The 17,307-nt window shown below is 59.1% G+C and carries 14 protein-coding genes, 1 tRNA gene and 1 pseudogene; 11 read left to right on the top strand and 5 right to left on the bottom strand.

What is annotated here, in order from left to right:
- Positions 1 to 40: 40 nt before the first annotated feature.
- Positions 41 to 117, bottom strand: a tRNA-Arg gene (locus tag RHM58_RS09325).
- A gap of 349 nt (positions 118 to 466) precedes the next feature.
- Between RHM58_RS09325 and gabD the strand changes: the two are divergent.
- From gabD to RHM58_RS09340, 3 genes and pseudogenes are all read left to right on the top strand, one after another.
- Positions 467 to 1,910: pseudogene (gene gabD, locus RHM58_RS09330) on the top strand (NADP-dependent succinate-semialdehyde dehydrogenase).
- A gap of 199 nt (positions 1,911 to 2,109) precedes the next feature.
- The gene (gene gabT / locus RHM58_RS09335; protein ID WP_201199559.1) at positions 2,110 to 3,387 is read left to right on the top strand and encodes a 4-aminobutyrate--2-oxoglutarate transaminase; all 1,278 of its coding nucleotides are present in this window, start codon (positions 2,110 to 2,112) and stop codon (positions 3,385 to 3,387) included.
- 137 nt (positions 3,388 to 3,524) lie between these two features.
- On the top strand, positions 3,525 to 4,739 hold the full coding sequence (locus RHM58_RS09340) for a response regulator (protein ID WP_201199561.1): 1,215 nt from the start codon (positions 3,525 to 3,527) through the stop codon (positions 4,737 to 4,739).
- 188 nt (positions 4,740 to 4,927) lie between these two features.
- Here RHM58_RS09340 and RHM58_RS09345 read toward each other — a convergent pair whose 3' ends face one another.
- Together RHM58_RS09345 and desA are read right to left on the bottom strand one after the other, a co-directional pair.
- Positions 4,928 to 5,917, bottom strand: coding sequence for a GGDEF domain-containing protein (locus RHM58_RS09345; protein WP_201199563.1), 990 nt, complete (start codon positions 5,915 to 5,917; stop codon positions 4,928 to 4,930).
- 365 nt (positions 5,918 to 6,282) lie between these two features.
- Complete coding sequence (gene desA / locus RHM58_RS09350) at positions 6,283 to 7,470, bottom strand: delta-9 fatty acid desaturase DesA (RefSeq protein ID WP_201199565.1); 1,188 nt, start codon at positions 7,468 to 7,470, stop codon at positions 6,283 to 6,285.
- 147 nt (positions 7,471 to 7,617) lie between these two features.
- Between desA and dibA the strand changes: the two genes are divergently transcribed.
- The 6 genes from dibA to RHM58_RS09380 all read left to right on the top strand — a co-directional run bounded on the left by dibA (position 7,618) and on the right by RHM58_RS09380 (position 14,099).
- A complete protein-coding gene (dibA, locus tag RHM58_RS09355; protein ID WP_322270171.1) occupies positions 7,618 to 9,537 on the top strand; it encodes a phosphodiesterase DibA in 1,920 nt (639 codons plus the stop codon).
- A 330-nt stretch (positions 9,538 to 9,867) separates the two neighbouring features.
- Positions 9,868 to 10,050: a sulfur starvation response protein OscA gene (gene oscA / locus RHM58_RS09360; protein ID WP_123498265.1), complete on the top strand. Its 183-nt coding sequence runs from the start codon at positions 9,868 to 9,870 to the stop codon at positions 10,048 to 10,050.
- A 161-nt stretch (positions 10,051 to 10,211) separates the two neighbouring features.
- Positions 10,212 to 11,225 carry a sulfate ABC transporter substrate-binding protein gene (locus RHM58_RS09365; RefSeq protein ID WP_201199568.1) on the top strand — a complete coding sequence of 338 codons (1,014 nt, stop codon included), beginning with the start codon at positions 10,212 to 10,214 and terminating at the stop codon, positions 11,223 to 11,225.
- Positions 11,226 to 11,401: 176 nt separating this feature from the next.
- Complete coding sequence (gene cysT / locus RHM58_RS09370) at positions 11,402 to 12,220, top strand: sulfate ABC transporter permease subunit CysT (protein ID WP_201199576.1); 819 nt, start codon at positions 11,402 to 11,404, stop codon at positions 12,218 to 12,220.
- 13 nt (positions 12,221 to 12,233) lie between these two features.
- Positions 12,234 to 13,106, top strand: a complete 873-nt coding sequence (cysW, locus tag RHM58_RS09375) for a sulfate ABC transporter permease subunit CysW (RefSeq protein ID WP_054050211.1) — start codon at positions 12,234 to 12,236, stop codon at positions 13,104 to 13,106.
- 3 nt (positions 13,107 to 13,109) lie between these two features.
- Positions 13,110 to 14,099 carry a sulfate/molybdate ABC transporter ATP-binding protein gene (locus RHM58_RS09380; RefSeq protein ID WP_054050209.1) on the top strand — a complete coding sequence of 330 codons (990 nt, stop codon included), beginning with the start codon at positions 13,110 to 13,112 and terminating at the stop codon, positions 14,097 to 14,099.
- A 91-nt stretch (positions 14,100 to 14,190) separates the two neighbouring features.
- Here RHM58_RS09380 and RHM58_RS09385 read toward each other — a convergent pair whose 3' ends face one another.
- Positions 14,191 to 14,709: a DUF962 domain-containing protein gene (locus tag RHM58_RS09385; RefSeq protein WP_201255344.1), complete on the bottom strand. Its 519-nt coding sequence runs from the start codon at positions 14,707 to 14,709 to the stop codon at positions 14,191 to 14,193.
- 84 nt (positions 14,710 to 14,793) lie between these two features.
- On the opposite strand from RHM58_RS09385, the gene RHM58_RS09390 reads away from it, so the two are divergent.
- Positions 14,794 to 15,480 (top strand): Crp/Fnr family transcriptional regulator, encoded by a 687-nt coding sequence (locus RHM58_RS09390; protein WP_322270173.1) that lies wholly within the window; start codon positions 14,794 to 14,796, stop codon positions 15,478 to 15,480.
- 187 nt (positions 15,481 to 15,667) lie between these two features.
- Positions 15,668 to 16,033: a response regulator gene (locus RHM58_RS09400; RefSeq protein WP_322270175.1), complete on the top strand. Its 366-nt coding sequence runs from the start codon at positions 15,668 to 15,670 to the stop codon at positions 16,031 to 16,033.
- A 267-nt stretch (positions 16,034 to 16,300) separates the two neighbouring features.
- Here the strand turns inward: RHM58_RS09400 and RHM58_RS09405 are convergent, their stop codons facing one another.
- Positions 16,301 to 17,305 (bottom strand): AraC family transcriptional regulator, encoded by a 1,005-nt coding sequence (locus RHM58_RS09405; RefSeq protein WP_201199605.1) that lies wholly within the window; start codon positions 17,303 to 17,305, stop codon positions 16,301 to 16,303.
- Positions 17,306 to 17,307 lie beyond the last annotated feature (2 nt).

The raw sequence follows: 17,307 nt of genomic DNA on the forward strand, positions 1-17,307 counted from the left end.
GTGTTTCGTAGACTGTCTGAGACAGGTCTAGACTGCTATATGGTGCACCAGGCGGGATTCGAACCCACGACCACTGCCTTCGGAGGGCAGTACTCTATCCAGCTGAGCTACTGGTGCAAGCGGGCGCCATGATACTCATATGCGTTGCGGGCGTCCATGCTGCTGAATAGCCTGTGTTTTTCTATCCTGTAACACCCGTTTGCTACGTTGATCAGAAAAAATAGGCAAATGCGCCGTTTTCGTTCTTTTTTTCGAACGCCCTATTGTCCTTTTCCGGCATTGATCCTAGGATTCGTTCGAGATTTCAAACGCTCTTGTCTGGGTGCTGAACCGCACGAGTTTTAATCAGTGCGCTATTTATGTGCTTCAGCCCGGTGAATGATTTCCCTGACGGCAGCCTTTGAGGCGCCTTTCTACAATCATAATTCGCTCCGCGCTGGTCGCGGTGCTGTTAAGGAAAGCCGACATGCAGCTTAAAGACACCCAGTTGTTCCGCCAGCAAGCCTTTATCGATGGCGCTTGGGTCGATGCGGACAACGGTCAGACGATCAAGGTCAATAACCCGGCAACAGGCGAAATTCTGGGCACCGTGCCGAAGATGGGCGCTGCCGAAACCCGCCGTGCGATCGAAGCCGCTGACAAAGCGCTGCCGGCCTGGCGTGCACTGACCGCCAAGGACCGTGCGAACAAGCTGCGTCGCTGGTTCGAACTGATCATCGAGAACCAGGACGACCTGGCTCGCCTGATGACCCTCGAGCAAGGCAAGCCATTGGCCGAAGCCAAGGGCGAAATTGTTTACGCCGCTTCCTTTATCGAGTGGTTCGCCGAAGAAGCCAAGCGCATCTACGGTGACGTGATTCCGGGTCACCAGCCAGACAAGCGCTTGATCGTGATCAAGCAGCCAATCGGCGTGACCGCTGCAATCACCCCGTGGAACTTCCCGGCTCGCGATGATCACCCGTAAAGCCGGCCCGGCCCTGGCCGCCGGTTGCACCATGGTGCTCAAGCCTGCTTCGCAAACTCCGTTCTCCGCATTCGCACTGGCTGAGCTGGCTCAGCGTGCCGGTATTCCGGCCGGTGTGTTCAGCGTTGTTTCCGGCAGTGCCGGTGACATCGGCAGCGAGCTGACCAGCAACCCGATCGTGCGCAAATTGTCCTTCACTGGCTCGACCGAAATCGGTCGTCAGTTGATGGCGGAATGCGCCAAGGACATCAAGAAAGTCTCCCTGGAATTGGGCGGCAACGCGCCGTTCATCGTGTTTGACGACGCGGACCTGGATAAGGCCGTCGAAGGCGCGATCATTTCCAAGTACCGCAACAACGGCCAGACCTGCGTCTGCGCCAACCGTCTGTACATTCAGGATTCGGTCTACGACGCGTTCGCCGAGAAGCTGAAAGTGGCTGTGGCCAAACTCAAGATCGGCAACGGTCTGGAAGAAGGCACCACCACTGGCCCGCTGATCGACGAAAAAGCCGTGGCCAAGGTTCAAGAACACATTGCTGACGCGATCAGCAAAGGCGCAACCGTTCTGGCCGGTGGCAAGGTCATGGAAGGCAACTTCTTCGAACCGACCATTCTGGTCAACGTGCCGAAGAACGCTGCCGTGGCCAAGGAAGAAACCTTCGGCCCATTGGCGCCGCTGTTCCGCTTCAAGGACGAAGCCGAAGTGATCGCGATGTCCAACGACACCGAGTTCGGTCTGGCCTCGTACTTCTATGCCCGTGACCTGGGCCGTGTGTTCCGTGTGGCTGAAGCCCTGGAATACGGCATGGTCGGCGTCAACACCGGGTTGATCTCCAACGAAGTCGCGCCGTTCGGCGGCATCAAGGCGTCGGGCCTGGGCCGTGAAGGCTCCAAGTACGGCATCGAAGATTACCTGGAAATCAAATACCTCTGCCTGGGCATCTAAGCTCTTAATAGATAAGCGCCGGCAAGGCATTGCTTCAAGCGGAAAGGGCACGAGAGCGCTGTCCCTTTCTGCGCTTCAAATGGAATTTTCTCTGTGGCCGGGAAAGCTGTGGCAGTCGATCATCGCATGCTGCCGTAGTTGCCTCCCCGCCGCATTTTCCTTGAACCACGCCGCCCGATGAGCGGTGAATGAGGACTTTATGAGCAAGACAAACGCATCCCTGATGAAACGCCGCGAAGCCGCTGTACCACGCGGTGTTGGCCAGATTCACCCGATCTTCGCCGAATCCGCGAAGAACGCCACCGTGACCGACGTTGAAGGTCGCGAGTTCATCGACTTCGCCGGCGGTATCGCCGTGCTGAACACCGGTCACCTGCACCCGAAAATCATCGCCGCCGTGACCGCGCAGCTGAACAAGCTTACTCACACCTGCTTCCAGGTGCTGGCTTACGAGCCGTACGTAGAACTGTGCGAAAAAATCAACGCCAAGGTGCCAGGTGATTTCGCCAAGAAAACCCTGCTGGTGACCACCGGTTCCGAAGCTGTAGAGAACGCCGTGAAAATCGCCCGTGCCGCCACTGGCCGTGCTGGCGTGATCGCGTTCACCGGCGCTTACCACGGCCGTACCATGATGACCCTGGGTCTGACCGGTAAAGTCGTGCCTTACTCGGCCGGCATGGGCCTGATGCCAGGCGGCATCTTCCGCGCGCTGTACCCGAATGAACTGCACGGTGTGAGCGTCGACGATTCGATCGCCAGCATCGAACGCATCTTCAAGAACGACGCCGAGCCGCGTGACATCGCTGCCATCATCATCGAGCCGGTTCAGGGCGAAGGCGGTTTCTACGTCGCGCCTAAAGCGTTCATGAAGCGTCTGCGTGAATTGTGCGACCAGCACGGCATTCTGTTGATCGCTGACGAAGTGCAAACCGGCGCTGGCCGTACCGGCACTTTCTTCGCCATGGAACAGATGGGCGTATCCGCCGACCTGACCACCTTCGCCAAATCCATCGCTGGCGGCTTCCCGTTGGCCGGTGTGTGCGGCAAGGCTGAATACATGGACGCCATTGCTCCAGGCGGCCTGGGCGGCACCTACGCGGGTAGCCCGATCGCTTGCGCCGCGGCCCTGGCCGTGATGGAAGTGTTCGAAGAAGAACACCTGCTGGATCGCTGCAAAGCGGTTGGCGAGCGTCTGGTGACTGGCCTCAAAGCCATCCAGGCCAAGTACCCGGTGATCGGCGAAGTCCGTGCCCTGGGCGCGATGATCGCGGTTGAGCTGTTTGTCGACGGCGACAGCCACAAGCCGAACGCGCCTGCAGTGGCAGCGGTTGTGGCCAAGGCGCGCGACAAGGGCCTGATCCTGCTGTCCTGCGGCACCTACGGCAACGTTCTGCGCGTCCTGGTACCGCTGACTTCGCCGGACGAGCAACTGGACAAAGGCCTGGCGATCATCGAAGAGTGTTTCTCTGAGCTCTGATCGCCAAGTGTGACCTGATCGACAAAAAACCCGCTTCGGCGGGTTTTTTTATGGTCTTGAAACACATCAAGGATAAATGCGTTGTATCGAATGGCCAGCATTGACTAAGGTTCATGCATTGCCGTTGGAGTGTGCGAATGACCGCTGTGGTTTTACCCGCTGTACCGCGTGTGCTGATTGCCGAGGCCGACCCCTGGTCCCGCGACCTGCTCAAGCAGGTGTTGTTGAATGTGCGTTGCGACGCACGGCTGGATCTGTGTGCCGACGGCCAGCAGGCGATGGAACTGCTGGCGACCGTGCCTTACGATCTGGTGATCGTCGACTGGGAATTGCCCGGTATCGATGGCTTGAACGTCTTGCGTAGCGTGCGTCAGCGCAAACGTAATCCGCCGTTGCCGTTCATTCTGATGAGCAACCGCAACGACAGTGCCAGTGTGCGTGAAGCCTTGCCTTTGGCGCCCACCGCGTATCTGACCAAACCCCTGGATATGGAAAACCTGACTCACCGTTTGCAGGAACTGCTACTGAACGCTGGGGAAGAAGTGTCCTGCGAGGCACCCACGCTGGCGCCGGGCATGACCTTGTCGGTGTACCTGGAGCGTCGGCGTGAGCAGACGGACGGCGCGCCGTTGATGACCGATGTGCAACTGGCGGTTAAACGCAGCCTTAACCCCAATGGTCTCGATCTGACGCTGCTGGAAGCTGAGGTCCGCAATGATCCGCAAATCACTGCGGTGCTGATCGCCGCCGCCAACAGTGCGGCCCAGCATCATGGCGCCGCGGTGCAAACCTTGTCCCAGGCGCTGCTTCGCTTGGGCACCGCGCAAAGCATGAACCTGATTCTGGGCCTGGCCCTCAAGCGCTGTGCGCGGCTCAGTGATCCGCAGTTGGCGGACTATGCCGAACGTTATTGGGATTTGTCGCTGCGTACGGCCGAATATGGCCGGACCCTGGCGCGTTTGCTGGACCTGGACCAGGAGCGCTGCTATTGCGCGGGGATGCTGCATCGCCTCGGCGATCTGGCGTTGCTGCGTTGTTTGCAGGAATGGAAGCAGGCCGGTGGCGAGCTGGATGAATGGGAAGAGGTCGGTGAGGCGCTGGCCGCGTTCGGCGCGGGCTACGGTTCGGCGCTGCGCACGCGCTGGCGTCTGCCGCTGGAACTGCGGGAACTGATTGCGGCGGTCTACCAGCTCGGTGGCGGGGTTTATTCGCGCGAAGCACTGGTGATGAACATGGCCGCGCAACTGGCGCGCCTGACCGAACACGAGGGCATTGAGGAACTGTCGAAGAGCCGGACGGCGCGGTTGCTCAAGATCGGATTGCCAGAGCTGATGCGACTACGCAAAAAGTAGCCATCACACAAACCCTGTGGGAGCGAGCCCTGTGGCGAGGGGGCTTGCCCCCGTTGGGCTGCGAAGCGGCCCTGAGTCCTGCAACCGGAATCTGTCAGGTGAACCGTGCTCTCTGGTTTTGCGATTGCTGCGCAACCGAACGGGGGCAAGTCCCCTCGCCACAGGAGTTCAGTTGCGCCGGAAAGTCGTTAGGCGGAGATAATCCGGTTCTTGCCCTGGCGCTTGGCTTCATACATCGCCGCATCCGCGCGAGCGAACAGGCTATCGAGGCTTTCGTCGTCGCTGGTGAGGCGGGTCAGGCCCTGGCTGACGGTGATGCCGAAGGTCTGCTCATCATGGCTGAAGCTCAATCGCTGAATCTCTCGCTGCAGGCGCTCGGCCACTTGCATGGCCATGTCCGGCGCACAACCCGGGAATATCGCCGCGAACTCTTCGCCGCCGATTCGCCCGAACAGATCACCCCGGCGTAATGTCGCGCGACCGCTCTCGGCGATACGTTGCAGCACAGTGTCGCCCGCCGGGTGGCCGTAGGTGTCGTTGACCTTCTTGAAGTCATCAATGTCCAGCAGCAGGAAGGCCAGCGGCGCACCTTGCAGCCGTGCCTGTTCGAACTCGCGATGGGCGCACTCGAAGAAGTGTCGGCGATTGCTGCTTTGGGTCAACACGTCGGTGGTCGCCAAGCGTTGAAGCTCGGCTTCCATTTGCTTCTTTTCGGTGATGTCCTCGGCAATACCGACGATGATCACCGGTTGCCCCGGGTCGGCCTGACGGTTGATGAAGCACTTGTCGCTGAGCCAGCGCACCTGACCGTCGGCCGCGATGATGCGGTACTCGCGGTCTTCGACGGCACCTTTGACCAGCACTTCGGCCAGGCTGCGCTCGGCGTAGTCCAGGTCGTCGGGGTAAATGCTGTCGCGCCACTGGTTGTAATCGGCCAGCAACAGGCCGGCGGAACGGCCGAAAATCCGTTCATAGGCGGGGCTGACGTACAGCACCTGACGGGTTTCCCAATTGAATGCCCAAAGCACCGCGTTGACGCTGACCAGCAAGGAGCTGAACAGTTGTTCGCGTTCGCTAAGGCGCGCGACTTCACCTTGGGCATGCATCAGTGCCATCAGGGTTTGCGCTGCCTCGGGCCACTGCGGATGGGATGAGTCTTGTAGGTTTTTAGTGACCATCGGCATAAATCTCAAAGGGCGTGCGCCGCTCGGAGGTTCGAAAGCGGCCACAACGTGGGCCTTTTATCGATTATTTCTTGTGCCACAGCAGGCGCATCACGCTTGGTGTGGGAAAGAATTGATAACAGGTCCCGGCCCGCCTGGATGGCGAAGTGTCTTTGAGATAGGGGATTTGGAGCTTAGTTCCCGCCTTGGGTGGCGAGGGAGCTTGCTCCCGCCGGGCGGTAATGGCGACGCGTTTGTTCAGTTGAAACGCGTCGTCTGGGTTTGCGTCTGCTGCGCAGCCGAACGGGGCGGTGTGGCGTTCCGACAAGCTCCCTCGCCACAGGCAAGCCTCGGTTCAGAGGCTTGCCTGTGGCTACAGGTCAGACAGGCGCTGCAGGGCGCAGGGAGTAGGTTTTCAGCTGGTCGGCGAAGTCGCGCAGGGATTGAATCCCGCTGGCTTCGGCTTCGTGTACCCAATCCTTGATAGCGGCAAGCATATCGTGACCATTTGAGCTGGTCTTGACCCAGATCTGCTGCAAGGCCAGGCGTTTCTCGTAAATTACCTTCAGCGCCTGGCTGTGCTCGAGCATGTTCTGGATGCGGATATGGTGCTTGTCATCCAGCAGGCTGGTTTCCCGCGAGAGCAAACGCTTGGCCCGGTGGAACTGGTGACGGACCGAGTGATCGACCTTTTCCAGCTCCTGCTTGACCAGCGGCGCGATAACCAACTTGCGGTACTGCGCCATGATCTGGAAGCGGTTGTTGAGAATGGCCATGGCGGTGTCCATGTCCAGATTGCCCTTGCCTTCAACCCGGTGGGCGATCGGCGCAACGCGCTGGACCTTGGCCAGACGGAAGAAACTGAAGACCTGGATCCAGGCCCAACCGAGGTCGAATTCCCACTTCTTCACCGACAATTTTGCCGAGTTAGGGTAGGTGTGATGGTTGTTATGCAGTTCTTCGCCGCCGATCAGGATGCCCCAAGGCACCAGATTGGTTGCCGCATCGCGGCATTCGAAGTTGCGGTAGCCGATGGCATGGCCCAGGCCATTGACCACGCCGGCGGCCCAGACCGGGATCCACATCATCTGGATGGCCCAGATGGTGATGCCGATGGTGCCGAACAGCAGCAGGTCGATGACGCCCATGATCGCGACGCCCAACAACGGGTAACGGCTGTAGAGGTTGCGTTCGATCCAGTCTTCGGGGCAGTTCTTGCCGTAGATGCGCAGGGTTTCCGGGTTTTCCGCTTCTTCGCGGTACAACTCGGCGCCCTTGCGCAACACGGTGGAAAGCCCCTTGATGACCGGGCTGTGCGGGTCATCGACGGTTTCGCATTTGGCGTGATGCTTGCGGTGGATGGCGGTCCACTCGCGGGTGTTCTGCGCCGTGGTCAGCCACAGCCAGAAGCGGAAGAAATGTTTCAGGCCGGCATTGAGCTCCAGGGAGCGATGGGCTGAATAGCGATGCAGATAGACCGTGACACCAACAATGGTCACATGGGTCATCAGCAGGGTGACTGCCACCAGTGACCAGGGCGACAAGCCGAGAAAACCTTCGTACCACATAGGCTATAGGGCCCTCGATAAATAAAAAAACAGCCGTTGCATTATCACTAAGCCCACAGATAAAACCAGTCGCCCTTTCAGATAAGAGTGGCCGGATGTTTCTTTAACCTATAATTCCAACCCGTTTGTAGGGACATGGATGGCCGAATGACTGCAACATATCGCGATGCCTTGCGTGCAGCGCTGCTTTATCTGGTGATTTCAGTAGTCTGGCTCCAGTTCAGTGGTTATTTATTGAACAGTTTCTTCGATAGCTCCACCGAGCTGTTGCGATGGCAACTGATCAACGGTTATGCCTGGGTGCTGCTCAGCGCCGGATTAATCTTTCTCGCCCGGGCCAAACTGTTCCGCTGCCTGGGGATCGGCGCCAAATTACGCGAGCGCAATGAAGACCGGGAACGTCTGCGCCAAGCAGCAGCCGTGTTCGATTGCACCCGCGAAGGGGTGTTGGTGACCGACCGCAACGGGCTGATCGTGCATGTGAACCGCGCGTTCATGGAGATCACCGGTTATCTGCGTGAGGAGGTCATGGGCCAACGGCCGAGTCTGTTCAAGTCCGGTCGCCACCCGCCGGCCTTCTATCAGGCGATGTTCGCCATGCTCGGTAGCAGCGGCGAATGGAGCGGGGAGATCTGGAATCGGCGCAAGAGCGGCGAAATCTACCCGCAATGGCAGACCATCCGCCTCATTCATGACGACCTGGGCCGTGTCAGTCATTACGTGGCGGTGTTTTCCGACATCAGCGCGATCAAGAACTCCGAACACGAACTGACACACCTGGCTCACCACGACCCGTTGACCGATCTGCCCAATCGCCTGCTGTTCACCGATCGTGTCGAACAGGCACTGACTTCGGCGCAACTGCACAAGCGTGGTTGCGCATTGCTGATGATCGATCTGGATCATTTCAAGATGATCAACGACAGCCTCGGGCACAACATCGGCGACCAACTGCTCAAGGCCGTGGCCGTACGTTTCAAAGGCCTGTTCGTACCGGGCATCACCCTGGCGCGGCTGGGCGGCGACGAATTCGCCGTACTTGCGGAAAATTGTCCGCAACTGGTGCAAGCGGCGGCGCTGGCGCAACGGATCATCGATGGCATCAAGGAGTCGTTCGAGATCGATGGGCATCAGTTGTTCATTAACGCCAGCATCGGCATCAGCCTGTTCCCCAGCGATGCCTTGAGTGCCGATCAACTGCTGCGCAATGCCGACTCGGCGCTGTTCAAGGCCAAGAGCGCCGGCCGTGATGGTTACGCGCTCTACACCGAAGAATTGACCGCACACGCCCAGCAGCGGGTCGAGATCGCCTTCGAACTGCGCCGCGCGCTGGAACAGCAGGAACTGCGGGTTTACTACCAGCCGGTCCATGACCTCAAAACCAGTCGCTTGATCGGCGTCGAGGCGCTGGTGCGCTGGGATCATCCGCAGCGCGGTTTGATATCGCCGGCCGAGTTCATCCCGGTCGCCGAACGTACCGGGCTGATTTCCGAGATTGATGCCTGGGTCATGCGCCAAGCCTGTCAGCAGATGTGCCAATGGCAGCAGGCAGGCGTGGTGCTGTCGTTTGTCGCGGTGAATGTGTCTTCGCGGTTGTTTGCGCGCCGCGAGTTGTATCAGCAAGTGGCGCAGGTGCTGCACGAAACCGGGCTGGATCCGGCGTATCTGGAACTGGAAGTCACCGAAAGTGCGGTGATGGACGATCCGGAAGTGGCGCTGGAGCAGATGCACCGCTTGCGTGAGTTGGGTGTTCGGCTGGCCATCGACGATTTTGGCACCGGTTATTCGTCGCTGCTGCGGCTCAAGCGTTTGCCGGTGCAGAAGCTCAAGATCGATCAGGGTTTTGTCGCCGGGTTGCCGTGGGACGAGGATGACGGCGCGATTGTGCGGGTGATCATCGCGTTGGCCAACAGCATGGGGATGCAGGTGCATGCCGAAGGGATCGAGCAAGTGGAGCAAGCGGCATTCCTGCTCGAGCACGCTTGCGAACTGGGGCAGGGCTACTGGTTTGGCAGGCCGGTGCCAGCGGGGCAACTGGATTGGGCTCGGGCGCCGATTATTTGCTGAGTTCGTGATGCGCTTTTGTGGCGAGGGAGCTTGCTCCCGTTCGAGTGCGAAACGCTCGCCAACTATTAGAGGGATTTGCTCATCGGTAGCGGTGACGCTTTTGGGACTGCTACGCAGTCCAGCGGGAGCAAGCTCCCTCGCCACAGGGGTCTGAGTGATTTCAAAAACTCAAAATCCTCCGCAAGCCCTTGTCCCACCAAATAATACTTTTTGGTTATATAAACATTCTTAAATAGTCTTTTTAAGAATATCCGCGCCTATCTACTATTGCCCTCACGCCGCAAGCAGTACCGACACTGCCAGGCAACCTCTCAGATAAGGAGCAGCACCATGAGCGCATCCCTACGTAGCGTTGACGGCCAGGACGAAGCAACCATTTTGCGTGAGATCCAGAGTGCCCTGCGCGATCTGCGTTTCGGCGCAGTGGAAATCACCGTGCACAACGCCCAGGTGGTCCAGATCGAACGCAAAGAGAAATTCCGCTTGCAGAACCCGGTTAACAAACCGAGCTGAAGCGAAAATCAAAAGAAAGATCAAAAGATCGCAGCCTTCGGCAGTTCCTACGGGGGATTGAGGTAGGAGCGGCCGAAGGCGGCGATCTTTGTAAACGGCAACCGCGATTCAAGAAACTCATAAGAAAAAGCAACACAACCAGAATTCCAGGAGCTTTCACCATGTCGTCGATTCGTCATTTCGCTTTGGCCGCGCTGGCCAGCGCTCTTTTTGCAGGCTCCGCGGTTGCCAAGGATTACGAGCTGCTCAACGTGTCGTACGACCCGACCCGTGAGCTGTATCAGGACTACAACGCTGAATTCATCAACTTCTGGAAGAAAGACCACGCTGGCGACAACGTGAAGATCCAGCAATCCCACGGTGGTTCGGGCAAACAAGGCCGGGCGGTAATCGACGGGCTGCGGGCCGACGTGGTGACCCTGGCCCTGGCGGGTGACATCGACGAAATCGCCAAACTCGGCAAGACCCTGCCGGCCGACTGGCAGAAGCGTCTACCGGATGCGAGCACGCCTTACACGTCGACCATCGTGTTCCTGGTGCGCAAGGGCAACCCTAAAGGCATCAAGGACTGGGGCGATCTGATCAAGAACGACGTGTCGGTCATCACCCCGAACCCGAAAACTTCCGGCGGCGCACGCTGGAACTTCCTCGCGGCCTGGGCCTATGGCCTGAAAGCCAACGGCGGTGACGAAGCCAAGGCCAAAGAATACATACAAACCCTGTTCAAACACGTGCCTGTGCTGGACACCGGTGCTCGCGGCTCGACCATTACCTTCGTCAACAACGGTCAGGGCGACGTGTTGCTGGCCTGGGAAAACGAAGCGTTCCTGGCACTGAAAGAAGACGGCGGCGCCGACAAGTTCGAGATCGTTGTGCCTTCGCTGTCGATCCTCGCCGAACCACCGGTGGCCTTGGTCGACAAGAACGCCGAGAAAAAGGGCAACACCGAGATTGCTGAGGCCTACCTCAAGCACCTGTACAGCCCGGCCGGTCAGGAAATCGCGGCGAAGAACTTCTACCGTCCTCGTGACAAGGACGTATCAGCCAAATACGCCAAGCAGTTCCCGAAACTGGACCTGGTGACCATCGACAAAGACTTCGGCGGCTGGAAAACTGCCCAACCGAAATTCTTCAATGACGGTGGCGTGTTCGACCAGATTTACCAGGCGCAGTAACCTGATTTGAGCTACACAACGAGCCTTAAGCTCAGGCGCATAACATGTGGGAGCGGGCTTGCTCGCGAAGAGGGAGAGTCAGTCGATAAAAATGTTGACTGACACTCCGCTTTCGCGAGCAAGCCCGCTCCCACATGAATGCGTTTAGCTGATTGATTTTTTAACCAAGGACTTTTATGTCGCGTCGTATCTCCCCCGTCATACCCGGCTTCGGGCTGACGCTGGGCTACACCTTGGTGTACCTCAGCCTGATTGTGCTCATTCCACTGGCGGCGATGTTCATCCATGCCTCCCAACTCACCTGGGATCAGTTCTACGCCATCGTTACCGCGCCTCGCGTGCTGGCGGCGTTGAAGCTGAGCTTCGGCACTGCGCTGTATGCTGCGATCATCAACGGCATCATCGGCACGTTGCTGGCCTGGGTGCTGGTGCGCTACACCTTCCCGGGCCGCAAGATCATCGACGCGATGATCGACCTGCCGTTCGCCTTGCCCACCGCCGTGGCCGGTATCGCGCTGACCGCGCTGTACACGCCGACCGGTCTGGTCGGGCAGTTCGCCGCGGACATGGGCTTCAAAATCGCCTACACCCCACTCGGCATCACCCTGGCGCTGACTTTCGTCACGCTGCCATTCGTGGTGCGCACGGTGCAGCCGGTGTTGGCCGACATCCCGCGTGAAATCGAAGAAGCGGCAGCATGCCTCGGCGCCAAGCCGTTGCAGGTGTTCCGCTACATCCTGGTGCCTGCGCTGTTGCCGGCCTGGCTGACCGGTTTTGCCCTGGCGTTTGCCCGTGGTGTCGGTGAGTACGGTTCGGTGATTTTCATTGCCGGCAACATGCCAATGAAAACCGAGATCCTGCCGCTGCTGATCATGGTCAAGCTCGACCAATACGATTACACCGGTGCCACCTCCATTGGCGTGTTGATGCTGGTGGTTTCCTTCGTCCTGTTGCTGCTGATCAACTTGCTGCAGCGGCGCATCGAAACCCCATAAGGAGGCGCGAACCATGTCCCAATCGTCTATTGCGGCCGCCTCTTCGGCCAACGCCGCCCGCCGTGGCAGTGCTACTTCGCGGCGTATCCTGATCGGTCTGTGCTGGCTGGTCTTCACGCTGTTTTTATTGTTGCCGCTGTTTATCGTCGTGTCCCAGGGCTTGAAAAACGGCCTGGGCGCGTTCTTCACCGCGATCTTTGAACCGGACGCCTTGTCGGCGCTGAAACTCACGGTGATCGCCGTACTGATTTCGGTGCCGCTGAACGTGGTGTTCGGCGTCAGCGCAGCGTGGTGCGTGAGTAAATACTCGTTCCGTGGAAAAAGTATGTTGGTCACGTTGATCGACTTGCCGTTCTCGGTCTCTCCAGTGATCGCCGGTCTGGTCTACGTACTGATGTTCGGTGCCCAAGGCCTGTTCGGTCCATGGTTGCAGGATCACGACATCCAGATCGTCTTCGCCTTGCCGGGTATCGTGCTGGCGACGATTTTCGTCACCGTGCCGTTCGTGGCCCGTGAGCTGATCCCGCTGATGCAGGAACAAGGCACCCAGGAAGAAGAAGCCGCGCGCCTGCTCGGCGCCAATGGCTGGCAGATGTTCTGGCACGTCACCGTTCCCAATATCAAATGGGGCCTGATCTACGGCGTGGTGCTGTGTACGGCGCGGGCGATGGGTGAGTTCGGTGCGGTGTCGGTGGTTTCCGGGCACATTCGCGGGGTGACCAACACCCTGCCGCTGCACGTCGAGATCCTCTACAACGAATACAACCACGTGGCCGCGTTCGCTGTAGCGAGCCTGTTGCTGATCATGGCGCTCTTCATCCTGCTGCTGAAGCAGTGGAGCGAAAACCGTATTAACCGCCTGCGCGCCAGCGCCGCGGAGGAATAAGTCATGTCGATCGAAGTGCGTAACGTCAGCAAGAATTTCAACGCGTTCAAGGCCCTGAACGACATCAGCCTGGATATCCACAGCGGCGAACTCGTGGCGCTGCTCGGCCCGTCGGGTTGCGGCAAAACCACGCTGCTGCGGATCATCGCCGGCCTGGAAACCCCGGACCAAGGCAACATCGTGTTCCACGGTGAAGACGTCTCCGGCCACGACGTGCGTGATCGCAACGTCGGTTTCGTGTTCCAGCACTACGCCTTGTTTCGGCACATGACGGTGTTCGACAACGTCGCGTTCGGCCTGCGCATGAAGCCGAAAAACCAGCGCCCGAGCGAAAGCCAGATCGCGGTCAAAGTTCACGAACTGCTGAACATGGTGCAACTGGATTGGTTGTCGGATCGCTACCCGGAGCAACTGTCCGGTGGTCAACGCCAGCGTATTGCCCTGGCCCGCGCGTTGGCGGTGGAACCGAAAGTTCTGCTGCTGGACGAACCGTTCGGCGCACTGGATGCCAAGGTTCGTAAAGAACTGCGTCGCTGGTTGGCGCGGCTGCACGAAGACATCAACCTGACTTCCGTGTTCGTGACCCACGACCAGGAAGAGGCGATGGAAGTCGCGGATCGCATCGTGGTGATGAACAAAGGTGTGATCGAGCAGATCGGTTCACCGGGCGACGTCTACGAAAACCCGGCCAGCGATTTCGTTTATCACTTCCTCGGTGACTCCAACCGTTTGCACTTGGGTGACGACAATCACGTGCTGTTCCGCCCGCACGAAGTGTCGCTGTCGCGGCATGAGCTGGAGGATCACCACGCGGCTGAAGTGCGTGATATCCGGCCATTGGGCGCCACCACTCGGGTGACGTTGAAGGTTGAAGGGCAGAGCGAACTGATCGAGGCTGAAGTGGTGAAGGATCACGACAGCCTGGTCGGGTTGGCCAAGGGTGAGACGTTGTTCTTCAAACCCAAGGTCTGGCAGAAAGTCGCCAACATCTAAAATCAAAAGCTTCGCGAGCAAGCCCGCTCCCACATTGGATCTATGGCGTACATAAATCCCCTGTGGGAGCGGGCTTGCTCGCGAATACGATCTACGCAGCAGCACGCTTCGGATTGATTCTCACACCCCCAACCCGCGCCTCAATCTGCTCCTTGAGGTCCTGCCGCAACCCCAACAAAAACGCCAGTTCCGCCACCACAAACAACGGTCCGACAATCAACCCCGTCACATCATCGACAAACGCCGGCTTACGCCCCTCATAGTGATGACCGACAAACTGAATCGCCCAGCCAATCACAAACATCCCCACGCCACTGCTCAGCCAGAGCATCGTGCTTTGCTGCGCCAACGCATGCCCCAGCCAAACCGACAGGCCCAGCAACACCGTCATCAGCACCCCGAGGCGCAGCTCCAGGCGCAAGTAAAACCACGCAGACGCCAACGCCAGCAGCACCGCCGGCGAAACCCAGCCTCCAGCCCATTGCGGCCGCGACAGTAAAACCGCGACGGCCACCACAATCAGCGGAATGCCGATAAAGTGGCTGGCGATATTGCGGGGGTCACGGTGGTAGGCGGCGTATTGACTGAGATGGTCAACGAGGCTTTTCATTGTTATTCCTCCTGTAGGGTGACTGATCATGCCCCGGGTTCGGCGCTCGCTCTGTCAGCCAGGCGACAATCTCTAGGAGTCTTCATGGATATGCAGGTCTGGCGTCCACGCCTGATGAGTGGGCAGTGGTTCAGTCATTTACCCGTTCCCTTTCAGGATAGTCTGCTGGTGGCAGCCCGGGTTCGGCGGTTGACGGCGGGGCAGCGGCTGTTCAAGCGTGGCGATCCGCCGTGCGGTCTGTACGCGGTACTCGAAGGCTCGATACGCATCGGTGCGGTGAGCGAGCAGGGCAAGGAGGCGCTGCTGAGCCTGGTCGAGCCACCGCACTGGTTCGGCGAAATCTGTCTGTTCGATGGCCAGCCCCGGACCCACGACGCCTATGGCGTGGGTCAATGCATCCTGCTGCACATCCCGCAAACGGCATTGCTGAAGTTGCTCGATGAACAACCGCTGTACTGGCGGCAATTGGCGTTGCTGATGAGCCACAAACTGCGCCTGACCTTCATCTACCTCGAACAACTGAGCCTGCTGCCGGCCCCGGCCCGCCTTGCCCACCGCTTGCTGATGATTGCCGAGGGCTATGGCGAAGTCGATCCGCCGCGACGGGTACTGCAACTGCCCCAGGAGCAACTGGCGTCGATGTTGTCGCTGTCGCGCCAGACCACCAACCAGTTGCTCAAGGAATTGCAGGGCCAGGGGATTATCGGCCTGGGCTATGGCGAGATCGAGATTCTGGACGCCGAGCGGTTGCGGGCGCTGGCCACGATTTAGCTGAAAACATTGACCCCCCTGTGGGAGCGGGCTTGCTCGCGAAGGCGTCCTGTCAGCCAACATCAATGCCGATTGACACTCCGCATTCGCGAGCAAGCCCACTCCCACAGGGGGATATGTTGAAGTTAGTGATGGGCAACCGGCCCGAACACGCCTAGCCTGTACCCCTGAATAATCGAGGTGTGCCATGCGTGTCCTGTTAGTGGAAGACGAACCTGAAACCGCCAAACTCCTGGCCAACGGCCTGAATGAGGCGAGCTATTCAGTCGATGTGGCGCTAAACGGCATGGACGGTCGGCGCTTTATCGAGTCCGGCGAGTACGACCTGATCATCCTCGACGTCATGCTGCCGGGCCTCAATGGTTGGCAGTTGCAGCAGCAGATCCGCAAACTCGGCGAAACCCCGGTGCTGTTCCTCACCACCAAGGATGGCATCGAAGATCGACTGCGCGGTTTGGAGTTGCATGAGGATGACTACCTGCTCAAACCGTTCACCGTGAGCGAACTGGTGGCGCGGGTGCGTAAGTTGTTGCGGCGTGATCGGGGGCGGTGATTACTGAAAGTCAGGCCAAAATTGGCCAACTCTTCGTTTCGAAATGCACTAAATACAATGCATTTCCATGATTTGTATAAATTTGCATCGTATGCGATGCAAGTCGGCCAAGTGGAAACTGTGGTGAGTTGAAGATCGCCTTCGTGAGCACGCCCGCTCCCACAGTGGTTCTGCGTTGTTAGTGGATTTTGTGTTCACTGAAGATCAAATGTGGGAGCGGGCTTGCTCGCGAAGGGGCCAGTCAATTCACCACACCTTCTGGATCCGTTACCGCAACCCATCCCGAAACTGCCCCGGTGTCATCCCCGTCCAGCGTTTGAACGCGCGGCTGAAGCTGCTCGTATCGGCAAACCCCAGCAAATAGCTGACCTCACTCAACGAACACTGCGGATCACGCAGATGCAGCAGCGCCAGGTTTTCGCGGCTTTCGTTGAGCAACGTGTCGAATCGACAACCCTCATCCGCCAAGTGCCGTTGCAGGCTGCGCAAGCTCAGGTGCAGGGCCTGGGCGATGCGTTCGGCGCTGGGTTCGCCTTCTGGAAGTTGTTCTTCAATGGCGTCGCGCACCTTGCGCTCCCAGGTCAGCGGTTTGAGCTGTGCCAGGGTGCGTTTGAGCACGGTTTCGTTGTGTTCGGCCAGTTCCGGGTTCGCGTCGTCCAGGTGGCTGTCGAAATCCACCAGCGAGAATTCCAGTCGGTCTTCATCGGCGCTGAAGTACACCGGGGAGCGAAAGACTTTGTGCCACTGATGCGGGTCCGCCGGTTCCGGGCGGCGCAGGTACACCGCCATTGGCGCGTACTCGCGGCCCAGGCGATTGCGGCAGGTGCGCACGTAGATCGCCGCGAAGGCGTCGATGGCTTCGAAGGCCGGGGCCAGACTACCGAGGGGGACTTTCAGGCGGAAACGGTAGCGATCCTCGCCGCGAGTCAGCTCCAGTTCCAACGCATCGCTGACCACTTGGTGATAACGCACGATGCGCTCGAACACTTCCCGCAGACTGCCGCTGGCCACCAGCGCATAACCCAACGCGTGGAATGTGGTCGGGCTGACAAAGCGCGACACCCGCAAGCCGATCGCCGGGTCGCCGCTGGCCTGCACGGCGATTTCCCACAGGCGCGTGGTGCTGGACAACGGATAACGGGCGTTCGGGTCGTCCATCAACTGCGGGTCAAGCCCCGCCTGTTGGCACAGGGCGGTGCTGTCGAGGCCCAACGCATCGAGTTGCTTGCGCAGGGCGCGGGTCCAGCTGGCGAGGGAGGTCGGTTCACTCATGG

The sequence above is a fragment of the Pseudomonas sp. 10S4 genome, assembly GCF_034344865.1.
In the GTDB taxonomy this organism is placed as follows: domain Bacteria; phylum Pseudomonadota; class Gammaproteobacteria; order Pseudomonadales; family Pseudomonadaceae; genus Aquipseudomonas.